Raw genomic sequence first — 24,161 nt, forward strand, 5'->3', positions numbered from 1 at the left:
GCTACTTCTTGCCCTTGCCCGAGCTTCCGGCGCCGTCGTCGCTGGAGAGCACCGCGATGAACGCCTCCTGGGGAACCTCCACGGAACCCACCATCTTCATCCGCTTCTTGCCCTCCTTCTGCTTCTCCAGCAGCTTCCGCTTACGGGAGATGTCACCGCCGTAGCACTTGGCGAGGACGTCCTTGCGGATGGCACGGATGGTCTCGCGGGCGATGACCCGCGAGCCGATGGCGGCCTGGATCGGCACCTCGAACGCCTGCCGCGGGATCAGCTCGCGCAGCTTGGCGACGAGCCGGACACCGTAGGCGTACGCCTGGTCCTTGTGGGTGACCGCCGAGAAGGCGTCCACCTTGTCGCCGTGCAGCAGGATGTCGACCTTGACCAGGGAGCTGCTCTGCTCGCCGGTGGGCTCGTAGTCCAGCGAGGCGTAGCCGCGGGTCTTGGACTTGAGCTGGTCGAAGAAGTCGAACACGATCTCCGCGAGCGGCAGCGTGTAGCGGATCTCGACCCGGTCCTCGGAGAGGTAGTCCATGCCGAGCAGGGTGCCGCGCCGGGTCTGGCACAGCTCCATGATCGAGCCGATGAACTCGCTCGGCGCGAGGATCGTGGCCCGCACGACCGGCTCGTACACGTCGGCGATCTTGCCCTCGGGGAACTCGCTCGGGTTGGTCACCGTGTGCTCGGTGCCGTCCTCCATGACCACGCGGTAGACCACGTTGGGCGCGGTGGCGATGAGGTCGAGGCCGAACTCGCGCTCCAGGCGCTCCCGGATCACGTCCAGGTGCAGCAGGCCGAGGAAGCCGACGCGGAAGCCGAAGCCGAGGGCGGCGGAGGTCTCCGGCTCGTAGACCAGGGCGGCGTCGTTGAGCTGGAGCTTGTCCAGCGCCTCGCGCAGCTCGGGGTAGTCGGAGCCGTCCAGCGGATACAGGCCCGAGAAGACCATCGGCTTCGGGTCCTTGTAGCCGCCGAGCGCCTCGGTGGCGCCCTTGGCCTGGCTGGTGACGGTGTCACCGACCTTGGACTGGCGGACGTCCTTCACGCCGGTGATCAGGTAGCCCACCTCACCGACGCCGAGACCGTCGGCCGGGAGCATCTCCGGCGAGCTGACGCCGATCTCCAGCAGCTCGTGGGTGGCGCCGGTGGACATCATCCGGATGCGCTCACGCTTGTTGAGCTGGCCGTCGATGACACGCACGTACGTCACGACACCGCGGTAGGAGTCGTAGACCGAGTCGAAGATCATCGCGCGGGCGGGGGCGTCCGCGTTCCCGACCGGGGCCGGGATCTCCTGCACGACCCGGTCCAGCAGCGCCTCGACACCGAGACCGGTCTTCGCGGAGACCTTCAGCACGTCGTCGGGGTCGCAGCCGACCAGGTTCGCCAGCTCCTCGGCGAACTTCTCCGGCTGCGCGGCCGGCAGGTCGATCTTGTTCAGCACCGGGATGATCTTGAGGTCGTTCTCCATCGCCAGGTACAGGTTGGCGAGGGTCTGCGCCTCGATGCCCTGGGCGGCGTCGACGAGGAGGACGGTGCCCTCACAGGCGGCCAGCGACCGCGAGACCTCATAGGTGAAGTCGACGTGGCCCGGCGTGTCGATCATGTTGAGGATGTGCGTCGTGCCCTGGTCGGGGCCCTCGGTGGGGGCCCAGGGCAGACGCACCGCCTGGGACTTGATCGTGATGCCGCGCTCGCGCTCGATGTCCATCCGGTCGAGGTACTGAGCACGCATCTGCCGCTGCTCGACGACGCCGGTGAGCTGGAGCATCCGGTCGGCGAGCGTGGACTTGCCGTGGTCGATGTGCGCGATGATGCAGAAGTTGCGGATCAGCGCCGGGGCGGTACGGCTCGGCTCGGGCACGTTGTTAGGGGTCGCGGGCACGCAGGGTCCTGTCTCTTGAGGCGCCTTATGCCTCGGGTCGGATCTATACGTAGCTTCCATGGTCCCACGGGGAACGACCGGGAAGCGTTTTGGGCCGTCGCCGGGGCCGCTGGTACTGTAGAGCGCTGTGCCTCATGCCCTCTCAGCGCGAGGCGCGACGACAAATTTCTGGATCACCGGCGCGGACCCTTCGCGGGCCCGTGCCTGAACCTGTAAAGGCTCCTTTCGTGGCGAACATCAAGTCCCAGATCAAGCGGATCAAGACCAACGAGAAGGCTCGGCTGCGCAACAAGGCCGTCAAGTCCTCCCTGAAGACCGCGATCCGCAAGGCCCGCGAGGCCGCTGCCGCGGGTGACGTCGAGAAGGCCACCGAGTACCAGCGCGCTGCCGCGCGTCAGCTCGACAAGGCCGTCTCGAAGGGCGTCATCCACAAGAACCAGGCCGCCAACAAGAAGTCGGCGCTCTCGGCCAAGGTCGCGGACCTCAAGGGCTGAACCTCCTTCTGATCTGACCGCCGGAGGGACTCAGAGCGGGCCCTCTCTATCCGCTCCCGTCCGGCATCCCGAAGCCACACGCGGCCTGCGTTCGCCACGCGGGTGTGGCTTCAGCATCTTGGTCCCAAGGCCCCGGTGTCCTTCCCTTCCCAGGGAGACGCCGGGGCCTTCGGCATGTACCGCTACATCCGCCCTCGGGAGCGGGCCGCCCGGGCGATGGTCACGACCGCCTTCTCCAGCGCGTACTCCGGGTCGTCACTGCCGCCCTTCACCCCCGCGTCGGCCTCCGCGACCGCGCGCAGCGCCACGGACACCCCGTCCGGCGTCCAGCCCCGCATCTGCTGGCGGACCCGGTCGATCTTCCACGGCGGCATCCCCAGCTCACGGGCGAGGTCGGCCGGCCGGCCCCCGCGCGCCGAGGACAGCTTGCCGATGGCCCGCACACCCTGGGCCAGCGCACTGGTGATCAGCACCGGTGCCACCCCGGTCGACAGCGACCAGCGCAGCGCCTCCAGCGCCTCCGCCGTACGCCCCTCCACCGCCCGGTCGGCGACGGTGAAGCTCGACGCCTCGGCGCGGCCGGTGTAGTACCGGCCGACCACGGCCTCGTCGATCGTGCCCTCGACGTCGGCCACGAGCTGGGCCGCGGCCGAGGCCAGTTCGCGCAGGTCGCTGCCGATCGCGTCGACCAGCGCCTGGCACGCCTCGGGCGTCGCGGACCGCCCGAACTCCCGGAACTCCCCCCTCACGAACGCCAGCCGGTCGGCCGGCTTGGTCATCTTCGGGCAGGCCACCTCACGGGCGCCCACCTTGCGGGCCGCGTCCAGCAGGCCCTTGCCCTTCGCACCACCCGCGTGCAGCAGGACGAGCGTGATCTCCTCGGCGGGCGAGCCGAGGTACGCCTTGACGTCCTTGACCGTGTCGGCAGAGAGGTCCTGTGCGTTGCGTACGACCACGACTTTGCGCTCGGCGAAGAGCGAGGGACTGGTCAGCTCGGCGAGGGTGCCGGGCTGCAACTGGTCCGGGGTGAGGTCGCGTACGTCCGTGTCGGCGTCGGCGGCCCGGGCGGCGGCCACCACCTCCCGCACGGCACGGTCGAGCAGGAGGTCCTCCTGGCCCACGGCAAGGGTCACCGGGGCGAGAGGGTCGTCATTCGCAGTCTTTCTTGCCATCACTGACAGCATCCCACGCGGCACCGACAACGAAGCGGGCCGCGCACCCTGGCCGGTCCCTGAGCCGACCCTGAGAGGGAGGTCAGGGGCGCGGGGGGCGCGGGGGCGGAGGCGGCAGACGCGGACGCGTCGGTGTGGGGCGGCGCCGGCTCACGGCTCCTCGCGCCAGCCCTCCCACTCGGCCGCGAAGGCGTCCAGTTCGGCGGGGTCCAGCCGGGCCGCCTCGTCGCGCAGGACCAGCAGCCACTGGGCGTCCTCCGCGTCGTCCTCGCCGGCCAGCGCGTCCCGGACGAGCCGGGGCTCCTCGTCGACGCCGAACCGCGCCGCGAGCGCCTCGGCCGCCTCCTCGGCGGCGTCGCGGTCGGGCAGCACCAGCACATGTCTCACATCACTCACCGGGCCATTGTCCGGTACGGCAAGGGGGCCGGGACGCGGGGTGGGCACCGTCGAGGTCGCCCGACGGGACGCTCAGCGCGTGAGCACGCGCGGCACGACCTGCACGTCCAGGTCGACCCGGATGCTCGGCCCGATCGCCGCGATGCCACGGGCCAGCAGGGTCTGCCAGTTGATCGTGTAGTCGTCGCGGTGGAGTTCGGTGGTGGCCCGGCAGGCGGCGCGGGTCTCGCCCTCCATGCCGTTGCCGAGGCCGAGGTACTCGGTGTCGAGGGTGACGGTGCGGGTCACCCCGTGCAGCGAGAGCGCGCCGGTGACGGCCCAGCGGTTGCCGCCCCGCCGGACGAACCGCTCGCTGTAGAACTCCAGCGTCGGATACCGCCCCACGTCCAGGAAGTCGGGCGAGCGCAGGTGGTCGTCGCGCATCCGGACCCCGGTGTCGATGGAGGCGGCGTCGATCACCACGTGCATCGCCGAGTCCTCCACCCGGTCCGCGATCCGTACCGCGCCCGCGAAGGAGTTGAACCGGCCGTGGATACGGGCCAGTCCGATGTGCCGGGCGGTGAAGACGATGGAGGAGTGGACGGGGTCGATGTCCCAGTCGCCCCGCATCGGCGGCTCGGCCGGCGGCGCCACCTGGAGGGTCACGTCACCGAGCGAGGCGAGGGAGTTCTCCGCGACCATCGCCGTGGCGCGGTAGGGCGTGTACCCCTCGGCGGACACCGCGAGCCGGTACTCGCCGGCCGGGACGGTCGCCATGAAGGAGCCGTACGGATCGGTGCCGCCCGTGACGACCTTGCGGCCGAGGCTGTCGCTGACGGTGAACTCCGCTGCGGCGACCGGCTGGTTGACGGGATCGAGCACCCGGCAGCTCAGTACTCCCGCGTCGGCCGGGGTGCGGACCGCCGCCAGTGGACTCGTCCGGTTCGTCCGGTCCGTTCGTTTCTCCAGCCACCGGCCGAACATGTACGCCACTCCTGTGCGCCTCGACATTCTGCAATTGCCGAAGAGTCATTCGATCACCGATGCGGCTTTCGAGCAAAACGGGCCCACATCACGGAGGTACGGCCCATGCGCCGGAAGTCACCCGAATTGGCCGCCCCGCCCGAAGTCGCGCACCGTGGGGACGGCGCTCAGCGCGATCCCGAACGCGTCCCGGTACATCGCGAGCACCTCCTCGTCCGTGCCCAGTTCACGCACCTCCTTCCGCCCCGCCGCGCCCGTGGTCGTCGACGTCCGGCCGCTGAGGGTGATCCGGCCGCCGTCCTCCGTGATCCGGGAGCAGACCAGGGAACGGGTGAAGTGCGACTCGGGCGAGGTGGAGTGCCACCAGGCTCCGGCACGGAAGTCGGGCAGCGCGCGGGGGCGTTGCTCAAGCCGGTACTGGGGCCTGCCGCCCCGGAGGACGTCCAGGTCCTCACCGGCCTCCACCACCCGGAACGTCCCGCCGGGGTCCGCCTGATCCCCGCGCTCACCGAAGTCCAGCGGGCCGTGGCTGTGTGCCCCGAACCCCACGTCGGCGACCAGGTCACCCCCGTCCACGGTGCGCACCCGCAGGGCGAGGTGGTCGTACGGAATCCCGAGGCCCTCGTCCCCGTGCACCCGTCCCGCGAGAAGCTGAACCTCGTAACCGAGCGAGGTCAGCAACAGGCCGAAGGCGCCGTTGAGTTCGTAGCAGAAGCCGCCCCGGCGACGCGCGACCACCTTGTCCAGCAAGGCTTCTTCGTCGAGGACGACCGGCTCGCCCAGGTGGATCGAGAGGTTCTCGAAGGGCACGGCGCGCAGATGGCGCAGGTGCAGGTCCCGCAGGGCTTCGGTGGTGGCGCGCGCGGGGCGCTCCGCGCCGAGGCGCCGGAGGTAGGCGTCGGTCCGGGTGGGGTTCATGCGGCCAGTGTGCGGTGACCCGCTACTCCGTGAACATGCTGATCAGGTGGTACGGCGTGTCCTCGCCCAGCATCTCGTGGAGATCGGCCCCCTCCAGCGCGGCGGCGGCACTGCGCGGGAACATCTCCCGCTCGTACGCGGTGAGCGCGGCCTCCATGTCGCCCGGGTGCGCGGCGATGGCCTTGCCGAGTTCGGCGCCGTCGTAGAGGGCGAGGTTGGCGCCCTCGCCGTTCGGGGCGGTGAGGTGGGCGGCGTCGCCGAGCAGCGTCACGCCCGGTGTGCGGTCCCAGCGGTGCTCGGCGGGCAGGGCGTGGATCTGGCGCAGCACCGGCGCGGTGTCGCCGTCGGCGATGAGCGCGGTGAGCTGCGGAGCCCAGTCGTCGAACTCGTGCGCGATGTGCGCGAGCGCGGCGGCGGAGTCGGAGAAGTCGATCCCGTCGAACCAGTCGCACGGCCGGACGAGCATCACCCAGGTGTGCAGGTTCCCGTCCCGCTCCCGGTGCACCAGGACGCCCTTGCCGGGCGCGAGGATCATCGTGGACCCGTCGCAGACGAGCTTGGCGCTCTCCGGGTGCCGGGTGTCGGCGTCGAGCAGATGGGTCTCCACGAAGGAGACGCCGGTGTACTCGGGCGTCGTGGCGGACAGCAGCGGCCGTACCCGCGACCACGCGCCGTCCGCGCCCACCAGCAGCTCCGTCTCGACGGTGGTGCCGTCGGCGAAGGCCACCTCGTGACGGCCGCCGCCGAGCCTCCGGACTCCGGTGACCTTGTGGCCCCACCGCACGGTGCCGGCCGGCAGCGAGTCGAGCAGCATCTGCCGCAGTTCGCCGCGCGGGACCTCGGGGTTGGTGCCCGTACCGTCGTCGGGCAGGTCCAGCAGCACCTCGCCCTCCCGGCTCAGGACGCGCGTGGCCTGGCGCCCTTCGAGGACGAGGGCGCGGAACTCGTCGTACAGACCGGCGTCCCGCAGCGCGGGCTGGCCGTTGTAGTCCCGGATGTCGAGAAGGCCGCCCTGTGCGCGTGCCGTGGGGGAGGTCTCCGCCTCGTAGACGGTGGACCGGATGCCGTGGACGTGCAGAACGCGGGCGAGGGTGAGGCCGCCGAGTCCCGCGCCGATGATCGTGACGTGAATGCTCATGGGCCCAAGCTCGCAAGCCCGGCCGACAAGGCTCCGACACGGGGCCGACAGTCACCCGGCCCGGCCGACAGCGCGACGACAGGCGCGGGCACGGCCGTGTGGTGCGCTACGCGTCGCCCGGCTGGGGCACCGTGTCGCCGATGACGGCGGCCAACCGCTGGAGCTGGGCGGCGAGTTCGTGGCGTTCGGTGGGGGTGAAGCGGGAGAGGGCCTCGGACTGGCGTGAGCGGAGTTCGGCGCGCATGGCGGCGAGGCGGTCGGCGCCGTCGGCGGTGAGGCGGACGAGGACCTGGCGTTCGTCGTGCGGGGAGCGCTGCCGGGTGACCACGCCCGCCGTTTCGAGCTGCTTGAGCATCCGGGTGGCGGTGGGGACGCTGACCTCGGCGGTGACGGCGAGGCGACCGACCGGCAGCCCCTCGCCCTCCGCGTCCGCGGCCAGCGGTTCCAGCAGGGTGAGCTGGGCCATGGACAGGCCGGTCCCGGCGCGGCCCATGGTGGCCGCCCGGGAGCGGCGCATGGCGTAGAACAGCCGGTCGGCGGCCTGCGCCAGCTCCCGTACGCCCGCCTCGTCCTCTTCGCGCTTGCTCGTGTCTCGCATGACTGTTAGCTTACTAAATGAAGTCGTTAGCAAGCTAAGCTTTAGGAGGCTTTGAGTCATGGACTTCCCCGCACGCATCGATGTCCACAACCACATCGTTCCGCCGGTCTGGGCCGACACCCTGGCCGCGCGCGGTCTGAACTCCGGCGGCTGGGCCATCCCCGCCTGGAGCCCCGAGAGCGCGATCGCGATGATGGACCAGCAGGGCATCGCCACCGGCGTCATGTCCGTCACCTCGCCCGGCGTCCACCTCGGTGACGACGCCGACGCCCGCGGCCTGGCCCGCGCCGTCAACGAGTACGGCGCCGAGGTCGTCAAGGACCACCCGGACCGCTTCGGCCACTTCGCCAGCATCCCGCTGCCGGACGTGGACGCCGCTGTGGCGGAGGCCGTGTACGCGCTCGACGTCCTCGGGGCCGACGGTGTGGTCCTGATGTCCAACGCCCACGGCAAGTACCTCGGCGACCCGGACTTCGAGCCGCTGTGGGCCGAGCTGGACCGCCGCGCCGCGAACGTCTTCGTCCACCCCGCGCAGCCCCCGATGCCGCTGCTGCCCGGCACCCCCGCCCCGCTCGCGGACTACGTCTTCGACACCACCCGCACCGCGCTGAACATGGTGCTGAACGGGGTGATGGACCGGTACCGCGACCTCCGCGTCATCCTGTCCCACGGCGGCGGCTTCCTGCCCTACGCCGCGTACCGGTTCACCGGCCTGACCTCCACGGTCGTGGACCGGGAGCGCAAGGCCGAGGACATCCTGCGCGACCTGAAGCGGTTCTACTTCGACACCGCCCTGTCCGCGAGCCCCTCCGCCCTGCCGGCCCTGCTCGCCTTCGCGGAGCCCGGCCACGTCCTCTACGGCAGCGACTGGCCCTTCGCCCCGACGGAGGCCGGCACCTACTACAACCACTTCCTGGAGACCTACCCGGACTTCACCCCCGGCCAGGCCGAGGCCGTCGACCGCGGCAACGCCGAGGCGCTCTTCCCCCGCCTCGCGCGCTGACCACTTCACCGGCCGCCCTGTGGGGCATCGGTGCATCGCGGGGCAGCCTCAGCCGAAGATCCTTTTGGCGTTGCCGTGGTCGAAGGCGGTCTTCTGCTCGTCCGTGAGACCGCTGCGCGTGTCCAGCAGCCGGTTGAACGCGGCCGCGACGGGGGCGGGGGCGTAGGGGAAGCCGCTGCCGAAGAGGATGCGTTCGTGGTCCGCGAAGGCCAGGAAGCTGGGGAAGTCGTCCGGCCCGGATGACAGCGCGGTGGCCCAGTAGAAGAGCCGGAACTTCGCCAGCAGCTCCCGGCGTAGACCGGGGAGTCGGGGAAGCCATTTCGCGTTCTGGCGGTCTTGACCCCAACGCCCCTATAGGTGACGGTCGTAGAAGTCTGTAGAAGCTGAAAGGGTTGGGGATAGCCATGTCGTTACGCTTCATCGCCAAGGACCCGAACACCAACGGGGACAACTGCCCGACCGTCTGGGTCGACAAGAAGAGCGGGGACTTCGTCATTCAGGGGTGGAAGGCGGACGCCGAGACGGAGCGGGAGTGCCTTCAGACCGGTGGCATTCCGGAGACCGAAGCCGTCGTCCGGCTGCCCGCGCGCATGGTGGCTGCGATCAGGGAGGCGTGTGATGTCGCAGACGGTCCCGCCGTTCGCTGAACTGCTCGCCCGCTGTCGGCACAGTGCCGTCCACCTGGAGACCCGTGACGTCTACGGAGTCGCGGACGAGGACGAGGACTTCGCCGCATGGCGAGCCGGCCGGCGGCACAGTCGGGAGAACCGGGACGAGTGGTGGAACGACTTCCACTCCTCCGTCGCCGAGGCCGTGCGGCGGGGTGTGCGGGTACGCCGGGCGCGGGTCGTCTCCGAGCCGCTGTCGGAGTACATCCGCTACGAGCACGCGTGTACGTTCCAGAACGTCATGGCGGGCGAGGAGGTGCGGTGGCTCCCCAGAAGGATGGCCTCGGATCTGCTGATACCCGGCAACGACCTGTGGCTCTTCGACACGGACCTGATCCGGTTCGGCCTCTTCTCCGGCGACGGCGCCTTCGTCGGCCACACCCTCAGCGAAGACCCCGCCCTGATCAAGAACGTCTCCGAGGCGTTCGAGAACATCTGGACCCGCGCCCTCCCGCACGACCGCTACCTCACCTGAGCGAGGCATGACCGAGTCACCGACGGCTGCCGTACAAGCTGCCCGGCAACAACTGGCCGCCCGTCTGCGGGAGATCCGTAAAGAGGCGGGGCTGACGGCCACCGAGCTTGCACGGCGGCTGGACTGGTACCCCTCGAAGATCTCCCGCATCGAGCACGCCCGTACCCCTCCCGGCACGGCGGACATCCGGGTCTGGTGCGCGGCCTGTGGAGCCGAGAGCCTGGCCGACGACCTGGTGGCCTCCGCCCAGTCCGCCGACTCGATGTACATGGAGTGGCGCCGCGTACAGCGCACCGGCCTGCGGCATCTCCAGGAGTCCCGGGTCGAACTGTACGAGCGCACGCGGCTGTTCAGGATCTACTGCTCCACCGTGGTCCCCGGACTCCTCCAGACCCCGTCGTACGCCACCGCGCTCCTCAACTCGATCTCCCGGTTCCACCGCACGCCGAACGACGTGGCGGAGGCCGTTGATGCCCGGATGCGGCGCTCCCAGGTGCTGTTCGTCAACGGCAACCGGTTCTCCGTACTGGTGGAGGAATCGGTCCTCCGGTACCGGGTCGGCGACCCCGAGACCATGGCGGGCCAACTGGGGTATCTGCTCACGCTGATGTCCCTGCCTTCGGTCAGCCTCGGCGTGATCCCCTTCTCCGCCGCACGGCAGCTCTGGACCCTGGAGACCTTCAACGTCTTCGACGACGCCCGCGTGCATGTCGAGCTGCTGTCGGCGGCTGTCAAGATCACGGCTCCCGGGGAGGTCGAGCAGTACGTCAGGGCCAGCAAGGAAATGGCCGGCATGGCGGTCTACGGCAGTGCCGCGCGGGATCTGATCACCAGCGCCATCACCCACCTTGGGTAGTCCCCGTAGAAAACGGTAGAAACTCGTTGAGGCATCTTTCGCGCCTTCCCTACGGTCACTTCACACCGCTTGCTGCGCGGGCCATCTCCTGCCGAGGGCCCGGCATGTGACATGCAGCCGGCGGTCTCCTGGACGTTCGACAGCGGACGAGGTCCCCATGACAGTGACCGTCACACCCCGCCCCACAGGGCACCCCGGGTACTCCCAGACACTCCCCCGGCAACCGGAAAGCGCCGCCGAGGCGCGCAGGCTGGTTCGGACCGCTCTTGGGGCGTGGCGCATGGACGGGCTGGTCGAGGACGCCGTCACCGTCGTGTCGGAGCTGGTGGCGAACGCCGTCGAGTACGCACGGTGCGCGTCGATCCGGGTGATCGTCGGGCGGCCCGCGGCGAACGTGGTCCGGCTGGGGGTGGTCGACCGCTCGAAGGTGCTGCCGATCCTCCGGACCGAGTTCACCGGCGACCCGTTACGGGGGCGCGGCCTCCTGATCGTGGACAGGCTGACCGACCGGTGGGGCACCGAGATGTACGCGTGGGGCAAACAGGTGTGGGGCGAGCTGTGGGTGGAGGGGCAGTGAAGGACGGCAAGCCCTGGGTGGGTGACGTGGTACGCGACGGGGCCACCGGCAGGAAGGCCATCGTGACCGATGTCCGGCGCGGCTCCCGGTACATCCTTCGCCCTCACGCGGGTGGCGGCCCGACCTGGGTGGCCGAGGACCCCGAGGGGCTGACTGTGATCCCGTCGTCTCCGGACGGTGCCTGAGCCCGGCGAGGCGGGCCGGCGCTCAGTTCCGCATCACCTTCATCCCACCGTGTGGTCCGCCCGCCCCGGTCAGGGCGAGCGCGCCGTCCCGGTCCGTGCGCAGCACCGTGGCTCCGGCGGTGCGGAGGGCGGCCAGGGTGGTGGGGGCGGGGTGGTGGTACGGGTTGTTGGTGCCACAAGAAATTAGGGCCACTCGGGGAGCTGCGAGGTGGAGGAGGGCCGGGTCCTGGTAGGCCGAGCCGTGGTGGGCGACCTTCAGGACGTCCACGTGGGACAGGTCAACTGCCTGGGGGGTATGGAGGAGTTCGCGTTGGGCGGGGGGTTCGAGGTCGCCGAGGAGGAGCAGGCGGAGACCCGCGGTGCGGACGAGGAGAGTGATGCTGGCGTCGTTCGGACCGTCCGGGGGCAGCGCGTCGGGCCGTGGCCACAGGACGCGCCAGGTGAGGGGGCCGACTCGGCGTTCCTCGCCCGCCGCTGCCGTGGTGAGGGGGACGTGGTGGGCGGCGGCCTCGCGGCGTACGGACTCGGCCTGGTCAGCGGGTTCGGCAAAACCCGTGGTCTCGATCGCGGCCACCGAGCGGCCCCTCAGTACCCCGGAAAGCCCCCCTACGTGGTCGGCGTGGAAGTGGGTGAGGACGACGAGGGGGATGCGGGTGATGCCCAGCTCGCGCAGGCAGCGGTCGACCGGTGCCGGGTCGGGTCCGGCGTCCACGACGACGGCGGTGCCGGGTCCGGCGGACAGTACGGTGGCATCGCCCTGGCCGACGTCGCACATGGCGAACCGCCAGTCGGGCGGGGGCCAGCCGGTGACGGCGCGGGTCAGCGGAGCGGGGCGTACGACCACCAGCAGGAGGAGCAGAGCGAGGGCTCCGCACCACCAGGGGTGGCGGATCAGGCGCCGCCCGAGGAGGACAAGGGCCACGGTGACGGCGGCCAGCAGCAGCGCCCCCGCCCAGCTTCCCGGCCAGTCCACGCCCGCGCCGGGCTGTGCCGCTCCGGTACGGGCCACGGTGGCGATCCATCCGGCGGGCCAACTCGCACACCAGGCCAGCGCCTTGGCCAACGGCATCGCCACCGGTGCCGCCGCCAGCGCCGCGAACCCGAGCACGGTCGCGGGGGCCACCGCCAGCTCCACCAGCAGGTTGCACGGCACCGCGACCAGGCTCACCCGCGCCGACAGCACCGCCACGACCGGCGCGCACGCCGCCTGCGCCGCCGCGGCCGCCGCCAGCCCCTCCGCCAGCCGGGCGGGCACCCCGCGCCGCAGCAGGGCCTCGCTCCAGCGCGGCGCCAGCAGAAGCAGCGCGCCGGTCGCCAGCACCGAGAGGACGAAGCCGTAACTCCGGCTGAGCCAGGGGTCGTACAGGACGAGCAGCAGTACGGCCGTGGCCAGCGCCGGCAGGAGGGATCTGCGGCGGCCGGTCGCCAGGGCCAGCAGCGCGACCGAACCGCACGCCGCCGCGCGCAGCACGCTGGGGTCGGGGCGGCACACGATCACGAACGCCACGGTCAGCGCGCCCGCGAGAAGAGCCGTGGTGCGCAGGGACAGGCCCAGGAAGGGCGCGATGCCCCGGCGTTCGGCGAGGCCGGCCATGCCGGGTGGGCCGATGAGCATGGCCAGCAGGATCGTGAGGTTGCTGCCGGAGACGGCCAGGGTGTGCGCGAGGTCGGTCGCCTTGAAGGCGTCGTCCAGGTCGGGGGTGATGCGTGAGGTGTCTCCGACGACCAGGCCGGGGAGCAGCGCACGGGGGTCCTGGGGGAGTTCCTCGGTCGCCTCGCGCAGTCCGGCTCGGAGTCGGCCCGCCAGGCGTTGGGGTGCGCTCGGGCCCGCCGCGATTCCCGGTGGCGGCCAGCTTCGTACGCGCAGGACGGCGGCCGTGCGGTCACCGGCCATGGTGGGAGGTGCCAGCCTGCCGGTCAGGCGGAGGCGGGTGGAGGGGAGCAGGCGGAGCCAGCCGGCACGGGCCCCGGTCGCGCCGCCGTGGGCTCCGGGGGCCGGTACGTCGGCGTCCACGACGAGGAGTACGGGGCTTCGGGTGAGGGCCCCCTCCCCTCCCCCCACCCCCTCCGCCCCCACCCTCCGCACCTCACCCCGCGCCAGCACCCCCACCGGCGCCGCACGATCCCCCCGCACCCGAGGCTTGCTCAGCCACGGGTCCCCGGTCAGCTCCACCTCGACCGCCACCGTGCCGAACCGCCGCGCCACCTCAGGCACCGGCCCGCGCCGCACGTCGGCCCCGTGCAGCCCCGCCGAGACGGCGGACGCGGCGACACACAGCAACACCGCCGCGACCGGGGCGCGATACCGGCCGGAGCCCGCCCGGAGCAGCGCGGCCCCGACGACCAGGCAAACGCCCGCCGCCCCGAGGCTCCACATGAGCGGAACGTCCAGGACCAGCGCCGCCGTGGCCCAAGCGGCGAGGGCGGGACCCACGAGCCGCAGATCGACCGGGCCCTCCTGACGTGGATGGGCGTCCCCCTTCCAGCCGGAGTCGACCTTGGCCCTTACGGCCGGAAGGTGGGCGGTGTCCGTCCAGCCGGAGTCGCCCCCGGCCCTCACAGCCGGAAGGCGGGCGGTGTCCGTCCAGCCGGTCCCGGCCCCGGCCCCCACGCCCGGAAGGCGGGCAGGGTCCATCCAGCCGGACTCGAACTCGGCCCTCACACCCGGAGGATGGGCATCACCCCTCCAGCCGGACCCGGACCCGGACTCGCCCCTCACGGCCCCACCCGTGCCCGGAGATCCGAGAAGCGCCGGTCCCCGATGCCGTCCACCTGGCGCAGCTCGTCCACCGAGCGGAAACCGCCGTGCTGGGTGCGGTAGTCGATGATGCGCTGGGCCAGCACCGGGCCGACACCGGGCAGCGTGTCGAGCTGCTCCACAGTCGCCGCGCCCAGCGAGACCGGCGCCGAGGGACCCCCAGCGGCCGGCGCCCCCGCACCCGCCCCCAACGGAGGCGGAGCACCCGACGCGCCCACCACGATCTGCTCCCCGTCCACCAGGAAGCGGGCCCGGTTCAGCCCCTCCGCCCGTACCCCCGGCCGCACTCCCCCGGCAGCCTTCAGCGCGTCCGCCACCCGCGACCCCGACGGCAGCCGCCGAATCCCCGGATCACGCACCTTGCCGCTGACGTCCACCACGATCTGCGCACCCGGCGAAGCGGACCCGGAGACGGAAACGGCCCCCGGCAGATCCGGCCCCTTCTCCCGGGTCGCCGGAGCCTCCCGCACCACCTGAGGCGCGCTCACACTCTCCGTGCGCCCCGCCCAGAAGTGCTGCCCGGCCAGCACAGCGGCCAGCACCAGCACCACCCCGAGCGCCAGCACCCCCCGCCGCTCCACCCCACTCCGCGCCTGCACCCACATCGGCACCCGGTCCCGCAGCGCGAGCACGATCCGCTCCCGCCGACCGGTATCGCCGAGTCGGCCCTCGCCACCCACAGCTCCTGCACCCAGAGTCCCTGCACCCAGACCCCCCGCACCGTGGACCCCCGCACCCGGACCCCGCGCCCCGAGAACCCGCGCACCCCGAACCCCCGCGTCCAAGCCCCCCGGCGGCCCGCTCCCCGACTCCCCCGGAGCCTCGCCGAACAACTGCCCGGCCCGCCGCCGCACCTCCTCCCCAGGCACCGGCGCACGATGCCGCCCGCGCACCCGCTCAGTGGGACGCCGGTATCGCACACGGCTGTCGGAGGAAGGTCCCCTGCCGGGACCGCTGGTCGGAGTGGCCGCACGGGTCAGTGATCGAAGTGTCATGACCCGAGGATCGGACACCTCGCCAGAAAAAGTGGATCTTGGTCAATTACCGTGGAAAAGCTCGCCATTGTGGATAACTCCCTCACCCACACGAGCCACGCCCGCCCCAACCGAACACCCAAGCGCCACCGGCACCCGTCACCCGTCACCCGTCACCCGTCACCCGTCACCCGTCACCCGTCACCGAGGCGAAACCACAACCCCCAGCAACCCGGGCCCCGTATGCGCCCCGATCACCGCCCCCACCTCACTGACATGCAACTCCGCCAGCCCGGACACCCGTTCACGCAACCGTTCCGCCAACACCCCAGCCCGCTCAGGCGCGGACAAGTGGTGGACAGCGATATCCACCTCCGCCCCGCCCGCCCGCTCCACCACGATCTCCTCCAGCCGGGCGATCGCCTTCGAGGCCGTACGCACCTTCTCCAGCAGCTCGATGCGCCCGTTCTCCAGCCGGAGCAGGGGCTTGACCGCGAGGGCGGAGCCGAGCAGGGCCTGGGCGGTGCCGATGCGGCCGCCCCGGCGGAGGTAGTCGAGGGTGTCGACGTAGAAGTGGGCGGAGGTGCCCGCGGCGCGCTTCTCGGCGGCGGTCACCGCCTCGTCGACCGTGCCGTCCGCCTCCGCGGCCTCGGCGGCGGACAGGGCGCAGAAGCCGAGGGCCATGGCGACCATGCCGGTGTCGACGACCCGGACCGGTACCGGTGCCTCGCGGGCGGCCAGGACGGCCGCGTCGTAGGTGCCGGACAGCTCGGCGGACAGGTGCAGGGAGACGATGCCGTCCGCGCCCGTGTCCGCGACCTCGCGGTAGGTGCGGGCGAACTCCTCGGGACTGGGGCGGGAGGTGGTGACCGGGCGCCGCTTCTGGAGGGCCTGGGCCAGGGAGCGGGTGGAGATCTCGGTGCCCTCTTCGAGCGCCTGGTCGCCGAGGACCACGGTCAGCGGCACCGAGGTGATGCCGTGGCGCTCCATCAGCCCCGGCGGCAGGTAGGCCGTTGAATCGGTGACGATAGCGACATGGCGGGACATGAGCTGGAGGTTACCTGCCGTGGCTCCGGCACGGCAGTCCAGCCCCGGAGCCGGGCGCCGGTGGTCAGGCGGTGCTCTCCGGGCGCGGCTTCTTCTGCCAGGGGTAGGCGGGCCGGGCGGCGGGCGGGGTGATGGCGGCCCGGTCCTCCGGTTCGGGGCGGCCTTCCGGCGCCGGGGGCCAGGTCTGACGGCGGGCGGCGGCTTCGTCGGTGCCCGCCGGGGCCTCGGGCCAGGGGGCGGTGGTCTGCGCCGAGGTGTGGGTGGTCCAGTGCCGCAGGGCGCCCGCCTCGATGTCGATCTGGGAGCTGAGGGCGTCGAGGTCGTCCTCGGCGAAGCGGCTCGCGCGGTCGCGGGCGGCCCAGCGCAGGGAGTCGGCGGAGGCGGTGATGCGCTCGGTGCGGGTGCGCAGCTCGGGCAGGCGGGCGGCGAGGGTGGCGCGGTCGGGCTCGGACTCCAGGTGCTTGAGTACGACGTCCAGCTCGCGGCCGTGCGTGCTGAGGCGCTCGAACAGGCCGAGGGACTCCTTCAGCGAGGCGTCCTCGGCCGGGCCCGCGTACAGCGCGTCCTGGGTGGCGCGCATCGAGGTGCGCAGGGTGAGCCGGAGCTGGGCGATCTCCCCGGCGGGTCCGGGCCGGGTGAGCGACTTGGCGCGCAGGGTGTGGTCCTCGACCGTCCGCCGGCCCTGGGCAATGGTGCGGTCCACACTGCGCTTGGCGGCGCCGACCGCCTTCACCGTGGCGTAGGTGCCGAGGACGACGAGCAGCACGAAGAGCACGGCGAACACGGTGATCACTGCTTCCATGACGCGTTCCTCCTCAGGCGCGGCTCCGAGCCGCCTCGCTCTGCGCCGCTCGCTCTCCACGGTAAACGCAGTGGGCAGGCCCCGGGTTCCCTCGGAACCCGGAACCTGCCCGTAGGGGATCACCCCGACACTCGGCCCGGCACCATGAGCACCCGGCGCTCAGCGAGGCACGCCCCCTCAGCGAGGCACGACCCCTCAGCCGCTGACGATGTTCACCAGCTTCGGCGCCCGCACGATCACCTTGCGGATCGGCGCGCCACCCAGCGCGGCGACGACCTTCTCGTCCCCCAGCGCGGCCTTCTCCAGCTCCTCGTCGGAGATGCCCGGCGGCACCTCCAGGCGGGCCTTGACCTTGCCCTTGATCTGCACGACGCAGGTCACGGTGTCGTCGACCAGGTAACGCGGGTCGGCCACCGGGAAGTCCTGGTGGACGACGGAGTCGGTGTGGCCCAGCTTGCGCCACAGCTCCTCCGCGATGTGCGGGGCCAGCGGGGCGATCAGCAGCACCAGCGGCTCGGCGACCGTGCGGGGCAGGGCCCCGCCGCTGCCGTACGCCTTGGTCAGGTGGTTGTTCAGCTCGGTGACCTTGGCGATGGCCGTGTTGAAGCGCAGCCCCTCCAGGTCCTGGCCCACGCCGTCGATCGCCTTGTTGAGGGCGCGCAGGGTGTCCTCGTCGGGCTCGGCGTCGGTGACGGTGGGGGCGCCGGTGCTCTCGTCGACGATGTTGCGCCACAGCCGCTGGAGCAGCCGGAACTGGCCGACGACCGCGCGGGTGTCCCAGGGGCGGGAGACGTCCAGGGGGCCCATCGCCATCTCGTACAGGCGCAGGGTGTCGGCGCCGTACTCGGCGGCGATCTCGTCCGGGGTGACGGCGTTCTTCAGGGACTTGCCCATCTTGCCGAGCAGCCGGGAGACCTTCTCGCCCTGGTGATAGAAGGCGCCGTCGCGCTCCTCGACCTCGGCGGCGGGGACGGCGATGCCCCGGCTGTCGCGGTAGACGTACGCCTGGATCATGCCCTGGTTGTACAGCTTGTGGAACGGCTCGGCGGACGAGACGTGCCCCAGGTCGAACAGGACCTTGGACCAGAAGCGGGCGTACAGCAGGTGCAGCACGGCGTGCTCGGCGCCGCCGACGTACAGGTCGACACCGCCGTGCGGCATGCCCTCGCGGGGGCCCATCCAGTACTGCTCGACGGCGGGGTCGACCAGTTCGCGGTCGTTGTGCGGGTCCAGGTAGCGGAACTCGTACCAGCAGGAACCGGCCCAGTTGGGCATGGTGTTGGTCTCGCGGCGGTACTTGCGGGGACCACGCCCGTCGCCCAGGTCCAGGGTGACGTGGACCCACTCGTCGTTGCGCGAGAGCGGGGTCTCGGGCTGGGTGTCGGCGTCGTCGGGCTCGAAGGTGCGCGGGCTGTAGTCCTCGACCTCGGGCAGCTCCAGCGGGAGCATCGACTCGGGCAGCGCGTGGGCGATGCCGTCCTCGTCGTAGACGATCGGGAAGGGCTCGCCCCAGTAGCGCTGGCGGCTGAACAGCCAGTCGCGCAGCCGGAAGTTGACGGTGCCCTCGCCGATGCCGGCCTCGGACAGCCACTCGGTGATGCGGGCCTTGGCCTCGGGGACGGCCAGGCCGTCCAGGGTGACGGACTCGCCGGCGGAGTTGACCAGCTTGGCGTCGTAGGAGGCGAACGCGTCGTCCCAGGTGGAGGTGTCGGTGCCGCGGCCGTCGGTGGGCTCGACCACGCAGCGGATCGGCAGCTCGAAGGCGCGGGCGAACGCGAAGTCACGCGTGTCGTGCGCGGGGACGGCCATGATGGCGCCGGTGCCGTAGCCCATGAGGACGTAGTCGGCGATGAAGACCGGGACCCGCTCGCCGTTGACCGGGTTGACCGCGAACACACCGGTGAAGACGCCGGTCTTGTCCTTGGCCTCGGCCTGGCGCTCCACGTCGGACTTGGCGGCGGCCTGCGCGCGGTAGGCGGCGACGGCCTCGGCCGGGGTGGCGTACCCGCCGGTCCACGCCTCGTGGGTGCCCTCGGGCCACGCCTCGGGGGTGAACTTCTCCACCAGCGGGTGCTCGGGCGCCAGCACCATGTAGGTGGCGCCGAACAGGGTGTCGGGGCGGGTGGTGAAGACGGTGATGCGCTCGCCGTCGACGGGGAAGTCGACGCGGGCGCCCTCGCTGCGGCCGATCCAGTTGCGCTGCTGGAGCTTGATGGCCTCGGGCCAGTCCAGCCCGTCCAGGTCGTCCAGCAGGCGGTCGGCGTAGGCGGTGATGCGCATGTTCCACTGGCGCAGCTTGGCCTTGAAGACCGGGAAGTTGCCGCGCTCGGAGCGGCCGTCGGCGGTGACCTCCTCGTTGGCCAGCACGGTGCCCAGGCCCGGGCACCAGTTGACCGGCGCGTCGGAGGCGTAGGCCAGCCGGAACTCGCCCAGCACGTCGGCGCGCTCGGCGGCGGTCAGCTCGCTCCACGCGCGCGTGTGGCCCGGTACGGGGCGCTCACCGGACTCGAAGAGGGCGACCAGCTCGGAGATCGGGCGGGCCTTGCCGGCCTCGTCGTCGTACCAGGAGTTGAAGATCTGGACGAAGATCCACTGGGTCCACTTGTAGTACTCCGGGTCGATCGTGGCGAACGACCGGCGCTTGTCGTGGCCGAGGCCCAGCCGGCGGAGCTGGGCCTTCATGTTCTCCATGTTGGCCTCGGTGGACACGCGGGGGTGCGTGCCGGTCTGCACCGCGTACTGCTCGGCGGGCAGGCCGAAGGCGTCGAAGCCCAGGGTGTGCAGGACGTTGTGCCCGGTCATGCGCTGGAAGCGGGCGTAGACGTCGGTGGCGATGTACCCCAGCGGGTGGCCGACGTGCAGGCCCGCGCCGGAGGGGTAGGGGAACATGTCCATGATGAACTTCTTGGGCTTCGCCGCCAGCGCGGCGTCGTCCGCCAGGTCGCCGGTGGGGTTCGGCGCGGCGTAGGTGCCGTCGACGTCCCAGAAGTCCTGCCAGCGTGCCTCGATCTCGGCCGCCAGGGCGGCCGTGTAGCGGTGCGGCGCGGCCTCCGCCGACGCGGCAGCGGTGGCGGCGGGGTTCGTCTCGCTCATGATCCTCAAAGCTCCATCGATCGTCTCTGCCCGCGGAGATCTGCCCGCGGAAACGAAAAAGCCCCTCACACAGGAGGGGACGCCGCGCCGATGCCGACCGTCCGGTGCGACCGGTGGTCGGTACTGATCAGCGCGGCTCGCTAAGCAGAAGGCGTACAGCACGCATGGCGCTAGGGTACCGCAGCCCTTGAGCAAGCCGCGACGCACGTGCGTATGCAGGTGAGACATGTCCGTACGGCCGCCAGATCTGAATCCGGGTCAAGGATTACTTCGCGTAACAGTCACTAAGGGACGACGCCGCAGGTGATTCGTCCTTTGATAACAACGCAATAACTCAAACCTCGTACTGATCGGTATGGCTCCACCTAGAGTTCGGCAGCGGGACCGCCTTCCCGAAACTGCTCGGAGTTGCCCCCATGAACCCTCGTCGTAGTAACAGCTCGCTCCCCAAGCCCGGCCGGTCGGCCTACGGCGTGGCGTCCGCTGTCGCCCTGCTGCTCATACCGGTGGTCGTGCTGGTGGGAGGCAGTCAGTTCCAAGAGTTCCTGAACTTCGGCGCGGGCGTGCTGTCCCTCGTCTCGCTGAGCTGCTCGGTCATCTGGGGTCTGGTCGCCCAGGACCGGGTGCTGCTCAACACCCGCCAGCGGATCATCGGCCAGGCGGTGCACCGGACGACGGCGGTCGCCTCGATCGCGTTCCTGCTGCTGCACATCACCACCAAGATCGCGCTGGACCACACCCAGCTCATCGCGGCCCTCATCCCCTTCTCCCTCGGCATCACCGGCAGCGGCGGTCTGATCGGCCTGGGCTCCCTGGCCGGCCTGCTGATGGTCTTCGTCGGCGTCACCGGCGCCCTGCGCAGCAACTTCGCCACCCCGGCCCCGGTGGCCGCCCGCTGGCGGGCGATGCACATGCTCGCCTACCCGGCGTGGTGCGCGGCCCTGGTGCACGGGCTGTACGCGGGCCGCCAGGCCAAGCCGGTCTTCGTGATCCTCTACGGCCTCTCCCTGCTCGGCGTGATGGCCGGTCTGGCGCTGCGCGCCGCCCCCCGCCCGGTCAAGCGCCGGCTCGCCGACCGCATGGTCGGCCTCTTCGGCGGCGGCGAGCCCTCCGACCTGGACCGCCTGGAGGCGAGCCGGAGCCGCCGCAACGAGCCGGGCTTCGACAACCGCCGCGAGCCCCGCCGCGCCCCCGAGACCCCCTCCGGCCCGCTGTACCAGTCCCCCGCCACCCCCGCCCCGGACCCCGGTTTCGCCGCCGCCTACCGCACCGCGAACGCACCGGGCGCCCCCCTGCCGACGGTGAACAGCGCCGGCCCGGCGCCGAGCTGGCCGGTGCCGTCCCCGCCCCCGGTCGGCGAGGCCCCGCCCTCCTCCTACGACCCGCTCCAGGACACCGGATACAACATCCCCGCCTATGGCAATCCGGGCACCCCCGGATACGGCGGAAGTGATGTGTACAACACCGGTGAGACGAACGCCCGCTACGGGACGTACAACTCCTCCGAAACGTTCAACAGCGGTCCCGCCTCTGAAGCGGTCCCCGGCGCCGGATACGACGCGCCGGGTTCGGGCGAGCCCTGGAACACGCCTTCCGGAGGCCATAGGTGAACGAGGCCCTTCCCGACGTCCCCGAGGTCCGCGTGGTCGGACTTCCCCAGCTCACGTCGGGTTTCGACCTTGTGGAGCGGCTCGACCTGCCCATGCATCTCAAGGTGCACGGGCCGCTCGAACCGCTCGGCGGTGAGCAGCTCGCGCAGCTCGCCGAGAAGATCCATCTCAAGGGGCGCGGCGGCGCGGGCTTCCCCTTCCACAAGAAACTCCGCTCGGTCGCCGAGTCGGCGATCAAGAAGGGCGTACGCCCGGTCGTCGTGGTCAACGGCAGCGAGGACGAGCCCGCCTGCCGCAAGGACACGGTGCTGATCAACCGGGCCCCGCACCTCATCCTGGACGGCGCGCTGCTGTGCGCCGAGGCGATGGGCGCGCGGACGCTGGTGATCGGCGTGACCCGCGAGTCCACCCAGCGCTCGATGGAGGCGGCCCTCGCCGAGCGCGGCCTGAGCAACTCGCGCCGCTCGGCCCTGCGCGCCTGGGTGCAGCGCAACCCGGTCCGCATGGTCACCGGCGCCGCCGCCTCCCTGATCCGCTCGGTGGACGGCGGTCCGGCCATCCCGCCCGGCCGCAAGATCAGCGCCTCGCAGAGCGGCGTCGGCGGGGCCCCCACCCTGCTCTCCAACGCGGAGACCTTCGCCCAGTTGGCCATCGCCGCCCGCATCGGCCCCGAGCGCTACGGCAACACCGGTCTGTACGACGAGCCGGGCACGGTGATGCTGACGGTGTCGGGCGCGGTCGCCCGCCCGATGGTGATCGAGGCCCCCACGGGTGTGCCGCTGCGCTACATCCTGCAGTTGGCCGGCGCTCCGCCGGTGCCGCAGGGCGTGCTGACCGGCGGCTACCACGGCAAGTGGATCGACGCGGCGACGGTGAACGAGGCGGTCGTCTCCCGCAACTCGCTGGACGCGGTGGGCGGCGCGCTGGGCGCGGGCGCGATCCTGCCGATCAGTCAGGAGACGTGCCCGCTGGGCGAGTCGCTGCGGGTGGCGCAGTGGCTGGCCGACGAAAGCGCGGGCCAGTGCGGCCCGTGCTACCTCGGGCTGCCCGCCGCCGCGCGGGGCATGGAGGACATCATCAACGGCGGCGGCCCGGCCGCGCTGGAGGCACTGAAGCAGGTCGCCAAGAACGTGAAGCGGCGCGGGGCGTGTTCGCACCCGGACGGCTCGGCGATGTTCCTGGAGTCGACCATCAAGGCGTTCACGGACGACCTGGCCGCCCATGTCCTCGGCAACGGCTGCGGCCGCCCCGTGGAGGGCGTGCTGCCGCTGTTCGAGGGCGGTCAGCTCCCCGCCGGGATCACGGGCGGCGCGGCGCCGGAGGACTCGGGCGGCAGCCGCCAGAAGATCTACGTCGACTGGACCCTGTGCCGGGGCCACGGGCTCTGCGCGGACATCCTCCCGGAGGTCTTCGAGCTGGGCGCTGACGGCTTCCCGACGGTCGCCCAGGCCCAGGTCCCGCGCTATGCGGAGGCGAAGGCGCTGCGCGCGGTACGCCGCTGCCCGGCGCTCGCCCTGCGCATCGAGGAGGACACCCGCGGCCAGGCGCCCGCACGGAACCTGCCCGTGGTCTCCCAGGGCCGGGGACGGCGCGCGCTGGGCCGCTGACGCGAAAGGGCGGGCCGCCCGGAAAGGACGGCCCGCCCAGCCGCAGACAGCGAACGGCCAACACGACGAAGGCGGACCGCCTTTACGACGGTCCGCCTTCGCTTTCTGTGGAGCTAAGGAGAATTGAACTCCTGACCTCCTGCATGCCATGCAGGCGCTCTACCAACTGAGCTATAGCCCCTTGTTGTTTTCCGCCCGGTTTCCCCGGCGGCGATGCCAACATTACACGGAACCGGGGGTGGAACACCAAATCGGTTCCGTGATGTCCGTTACGTCGCGATGCCGTGCTGTCGGTTACGCCGTGACGAAGGAGTAGAACCGCTTGAGCGTGCAGTGCTCCTCCAGCAGCCGGCCGTAGATCGGTTCCCCCTCGAGTTCGCGGTACGTCTCGATGGGGTCGCCTTTTATGATCAGCGCCCGGGCGCATTCCTCGCACCAGTACTGGTAGTCGGGGTTGATCGGCTCCATGTCGCGGACGATCGGGGTGCCGCTCCCGCACCAGTCGCACTTCCGCCTGTGTGCACCCATCGCTCAGCTCCAGCTATGGCCGCAGGCCACACGCGCGGAACCTCCAAGGATGCGCGCAGGCATCGCCACTCCCTCCCGTCGGGCCGAGCCCCCTTCCGGCCGTCTGATTCTGCCACGGCCGGGCCTGCACGGTCAGCGACGCCTCAGTACCGGTCCGGACACGGTCGCCCCTGGGCGAAGACCGTTCCCAGAGGTATACGACCATGGAACACGAACGACTCAAGCGGGGGACAAACAGAAGATCCCGCCCCTCGAAGGGACGGGATCTTCATCACCGATCTCTGATCACTCACCAGGAGTGCCGATCTGTGGAGCTAAGGAGAATTGAACTCCTGACCTCCTGCATGCCATGCAGGCGCTCTACCAACTGAGCTATAGCCCCTCGCGTTCCTCCCGCTCCGCGGGCCGAACAAGAAGAAC

General features: G+C 71.3%; 21 protein-coding genes, 2 tRNA genes and 1 pseudogene. 8 read left to right on the top strand and 16 right to left on the bottom strand.

Annotation, left to right across the window (positions count from 1 at the left end; all coding sequences use genetic code 11):
- Position 1 precedes the first annotated feature (1 nt).
- Positions 2-1,879: a translation elongation factor 4 gene (gene lepA, locus ACZ3HQ_RS18585; protein ID WP_467512194.1), complete on the bottom strand. Its 1,878-nt coding sequence runs from the start codon at positions 1,877-1,879 to the stop codon at positions 2-4.
- A 227-nt stretch (positions 1,880-2,106) separates the two neighbouring features.
- Between lepA and rpsT the strand changes: the two genes are divergently transcribed.
- Complete coding sequence (gene rpsT / locus ACZ3HQ_RS18590; RefSeq protein ID WP_030814907.1) at positions 2,107-2,373, top strand: 30S ribosomal protein S20; 267 nt, start codon at positions 2,107-2,109, stop codon at positions 2,371-2,373.
- Positions 2,374-2,555: 182 nt separating this feature from the next.
- On the opposite strand, the gene holA is transcribed toward rpsT, so the two are convergent.
- From holA to ACZ3HQ_RS18620, 6 genes are all read right to left on the bottom strand, one after another.
- The gene (holA, locus tag ACZ3HQ_RS18595; RefSeq protein ID WP_467512196.1) at positions 2,556-3,545 is read right to left on the bottom strand and encodes a DNA polymerase III subunit delta; all 990 of its coding nucleotides are present in this window, start codon (positions 3,543-3,545) and stop codon (positions 2,556-2,558) included.
- 150 nt (positions 3,546-3,695) lie between these two features.
- Entirely contained in the window at positions 3,696-3,941 is a 246-nt protein-coding gene (locus ACZ3HQ_RS18600) for a hypothetical protein (RefSeq protein WP_467512198.1), read from the bottom strand.
- A 72-nt stretch (positions 3,942-4,013) separates the two neighbouring features.
- Positions 4,014-4,904, bottom strand: a complete 891-nt coding sequence (locus tag ACZ3HQ_RS18605) for a YceI family protein (RefSeq protein ID WP_467512200.1) — start codon at positions 4,902-4,904, stop codon at positions 4,014-4,016.
- A 117-nt stretch (positions 4,905-5,021) separates the two neighbouring features.
- A complete protein-coding gene (locus ACZ3HQ_RS18610; protein WP_467512202.1) occupies positions 5,022-5,822 on the bottom strand; it encodes an arylamine N-acetyltransferase family protein in 801 nt (266 codons plus the stop codon).
- A gap of 22 nt (positions 5,823-5,844) precedes the next feature.
- Positions 5,845-6,960 (bottom strand): FAD-dependent oxidoreductase, encoded by a 1,116-nt coding sequence (locus tag ACZ3HQ_RS18615; RefSeq protein WP_467512204.1) that lies wholly within the window; start codon positions 6,958-6,960, stop codon positions 5,845-5,847.
- Positions 6,961-7,066: 106 nt separating this feature from the next.
- Positions 7,067-7,558, bottom strand: a complete 492-nt coding sequence (locus tag ACZ3HQ_RS18620; protein ID WP_467512206.1) for a MarR family winged helix-turn-helix transcriptional regulator — start codon at positions 7,556-7,558, stop codon at positions 7,067-7,069.
- Positions 7,559-7,616: 58 nt separating this feature from the next.
- Between ACZ3HQ_RS18620 and ACZ3HQ_RS18625 the strand changes: the two genes are divergently transcribed.
- Positions 7,617-8,561, top strand: coding sequence for an amidohydrolase family protein (locus tag ACZ3HQ_RS18625; RefSeq protein ID WP_467512208.1), 945 nt, complete (start codon positions 7,617-7,619; stop codon positions 8,559-8,561).
- A 48-nt stretch (positions 8,562-8,609) separates the two neighbouring features.
- Here ACZ3HQ_RS18625 and ACZ3HQ_RS18630 read toward each other — a convergent pair.
- Positions 8,610-8,858: pseudogene (locus tag ACZ3HQ_RS18630) on the bottom strand (amidohydrolase family protein); the annotation flags it as partial.
- 107 nt (positions 8,859-8,965) lie between these two features.
- Between ACZ3HQ_RS18630 and ACZ3HQ_RS18635 the strand changes: the two are divergent.
- From ACZ3HQ_RS18635 to ACZ3HQ_RS18650, 4 genes are all read left to right on the top strand, one after another.
- Complete coding sequence (locus tag ACZ3HQ_RS18635) at positions 8,966-9,208, top strand: hypothetical protein (RefSeq protein ID WP_467512210.1); 243 nt, start codon at positions 8,966-8,968, stop codon at positions 9,206-9,208.
- Entirely contained in the window at positions 9,180-9,704 is a 525-nt protein-coding gene (locus ACZ3HQ_RS18640) for a DUF6879 family protein (RefSeq protein ID WP_467512212.1), read from the top strand. The genes ACZ3HQ_RS18635 and ACZ3HQ_RS18640 overlap by 29 nt, the downstream gene beginning before the upstream one ends.
- A 7-nt stretch (positions 9,705-9,711) precedes the next feature.
- Complete coding sequence (locus ACZ3HQ_RS18645; protein ID WP_467512214.1) at positions 9,712-10,560, top strand: helix-turn-helix domain-containing protein; 849 nt, start codon at positions 9,712-9,714, stop codon at positions 10,558-10,560.
- 157 nt (positions 10,561-10,717) lie between these two features.
- Complete coding sequence (locus ACZ3HQ_RS18650) at positions 10,718-11,137, top strand: ATP-binding protein (protein ID WP_467512216.1); 420 nt, start codon at positions 10,718-10,720, stop codon at positions 11,135-11,137.
- Between the two features lie 207 nt (positions 11,138-11,344).
- On the opposite strand, the gene ACZ3HQ_RS18655 is transcribed toward ACZ3HQ_RS18650, so the two are convergent.
- The 5 genes from ACZ3HQ_RS18655 to leuS all read right to left on the bottom strand — a co-directional run bounded on the left by ACZ3HQ_RS18655 (position 11,345) and on the right by leuS (position 19,996).
- A complete protein-coding gene (locus tag ACZ3HQ_RS18655; RefSeq protein WP_467512811.1) occupies positions 11,345-13,957 on the bottom strand; it encodes a ComEC/Rec2 family competence protein in 2,613 nt (870 codons plus the stop codon).
- Positions 13,958-14,037: 80 nt separating this feature from the next.
- On the bottom strand, positions 14,038-14,712 hold the full coding sequence (locus tag ACZ3HQ_RS18660; RefSeq protein WP_467512218.1) for a ComEA family DNA-binding protein: 675 nt from the start codon (positions 14,710-14,712) through the stop codon (positions 14,038-14,040).
- A 543-nt stretch (positions 14,713-15,255) separates the two neighbouring features.
- Positions 15,256-16,101, bottom strand: a complete 846-nt coding sequence (locus ACZ3HQ_RS18665; RefSeq protein WP_467512220.1) for a DegV family protein — start codon at positions 16,099-16,101, stop codon at positions 15,256-15,258.
- A gap of 64 nt (positions 16,102-16,165) precedes the next feature.
- Positions 16,166-16,903, bottom strand: coding sequence for a hypothetical protein (locus ACZ3HQ_RS18670; RefSeq protein ID WP_467512222.1), 738 nt, complete (start codon positions 16,901-16,903; stop codon positions 16,166-16,168).
- A 195-nt stretch (positions 16,904-17,098) separates the two neighbouring features.
- The gene (gene leuS / locus ACZ3HQ_RS18675; RefSeq protein WP_467512224.1) at positions 17,099-19,996 is read right to left on the bottom strand and encodes a leucine--tRNA ligase; all 2,898 of its coding nucleotides are present in this window, start codon (positions 19,994-19,996) and stop codon (positions 17,099-17,101) included.
- Positions 19,997-20,412: 416 nt separating this feature from the next.
- Here leuS and ACZ3HQ_RS18680 point away from each other — a divergent pair, with 416 nt between their 5' ends.
- Positions 20,413-21,606, top strand: coding sequence for a cytochrome b/b6 domain-containing protein (locus ACZ3HQ_RS18680; RefSeq protein ID WP_467512226.1), 1,194 nt, complete (start codon positions 20,413-20,415; stop codon positions 21,604-21,606).
- Complete coding sequence (locus tag ACZ3HQ_RS18685) at positions 21,603-23,213, top strand: NADH-ubiquinone oxidoreductase-F iron-sulfur binding region domain-containing protein (protein ID WP_467512228.1); 1,611 nt, start codon at positions 21,603-21,605, stop codon at positions 23,211-23,213. Before ACZ3HQ_RS18680 ends, ACZ3HQ_RS18685 begins: the two co-directional genes overlap by 4 nt.
- A 108-nt stretch (positions 23,214-23,321) precedes the next feature.
- Here the strand turns inward: ACZ3HQ_RS18685 and ACZ3HQ_RS18690 are convergent.
- The 3 genes from ACZ3HQ_RS18690 to ACZ3HQ_RS18700 form a co-directional block, all read right to left on the bottom strand.
- Positions 23,322-23,394: transfer RNA gene (locus ACZ3HQ_RS18690), tRNA-Ala, on the bottom strand.
- A gap of 113 nt (positions 23,395-23,507) precedes the next feature.
- Positions 23,508-23,741 carry a hypothetical protein gene (locus tag ACZ3HQ_RS18695; RefSeq protein WP_006136074.1) on the bottom strand — a complete coding sequence of 78 codons (234 nt, stop codon included), beginning with the start codon at positions 23,739-23,741 and terminating at the stop codon, positions 23,508-23,510.
- 309 nt (positions 23,742-24,050) lie between these two features.
- Positions 24,051-24,123: transfer RNA gene (locus ACZ3HQ_RS18700), tRNA-Ala, on the bottom strand.
- Between the last annotated feature and the right edge of the window lie 38 nt (positions 24,124-24,161).

It is taken from the genome of Streptomyces sp. NPDC018263, from assembly GCF_055562575.1.

Coding starts and splice junctions, on each gene's coding strand:
- holA (WP_467512196.1), bottom strand. CDS start 3,545: ATGGCAAGAAAGACTGCGAATGACGACCCTCTCGCCCCGGTGACCCTT.
- ACZ3HQ_RS18605 (WP_467512200.1), bottom strand. CDS start 4,904: ATGTTCGGCCGGTGGCTGGAGAAACGAACGGACCGGACGAACCGGACG.
- ACZ3HQ_RS18610 (WP_467512202.1), bottom strand. CDS start 5,822: ATGAACCCCACCCGGACCGACGCCTACCTCCGGCGCCTCGGCGCGGAG.
- ACZ3HQ_RS18615 (WP_467512204.1), bottom strand. CDS start 6,960: ATGAGCATTCACGTCACGATCATCGGCGCGGGACTCGGCGGCCTCACC.
- ACZ3HQ_RS18620 (WP_467512206.1), bottom strand. CDS start 7,558: ATGCGAGACACGAGCAAGCGCGAAGAGGACGAGGCGGGCGTACGGGAG.
- ACZ3HQ_RS18625 (WP_467512208.1), top strand. CDS start 7,617: ATGGACTTCCCCGCACGCATCGATGTCCACAACCACATCGTTCCGCCG.
- ACZ3HQ_RS18635 (WP_467512210.1), top strand. CDS start 8,966: ATGTCGTTACGCTTCATCGCCAAGGACCCGAACACCAACGGGGACAAC.
- ACZ3HQ_RS18640 (WP_467512212.1), top strand. CDS start 9,180: ATGTCGCAGACGGTCCCGCCGTTCGCTGAACTGCTCGCCCGCTGTCGG.
- ACZ3HQ_RS18645 (WP_467512214.1), top strand. CDS start 9,712: ATGACCGAGTCACCGACGGCTGCCGTACAAGCTGCCCGGCAACAACTG.
- ACZ3HQ_RS18650 (WP_467512216.1), top strand. CDS start 10,718: ATGACAGTGACCGTCACACCCCGCCCCACAGGGCACCCCGGGTACTCC.
- ACZ3HQ_RS18655 (WP_467512811.1), bottom strand. CDS start 13,957: ATGGACCCTGCCCGCCTTCCGGGCGTGGGGGCCGGGGCCGGGACCGGC.
- ACZ3HQ_RS18665 (WP_467512220.1), bottom strand. CDS start 16,101: ATGTCCCGCCATGTCGCTATCGTCACCGATTCAACGGCCTACCTGCCG.
- ACZ3HQ_RS18670 (WP_467512222.1), bottom strand. CDS start 16,903: ATGGAAGCAGTGATCACCGTGTTCGCCGTGCTCTTCGTGCTGCTCGTC.
- leuS (WP_467512224.1), bottom strand. CDS start 19,996: ATGAGCGAGACGAACCCCGCCGCCACCGCTGCCGCGTCGGCGGAGGCC.
- ACZ3HQ_RS18680 (WP_467512226.1), top strand. CDS start 20,413: ATGAACCCTCGTCGTAGTAACAGCTCGCTCCCCAAGCCCGGCCGGTCG.
- ACZ3HQ_RS18695 (WP_006136074.1), bottom strand. CDS start 23,741: ATGGGTGCACACAGGCGGAAGTGCGACTGGTGCGGGAGCGGCACCCCG.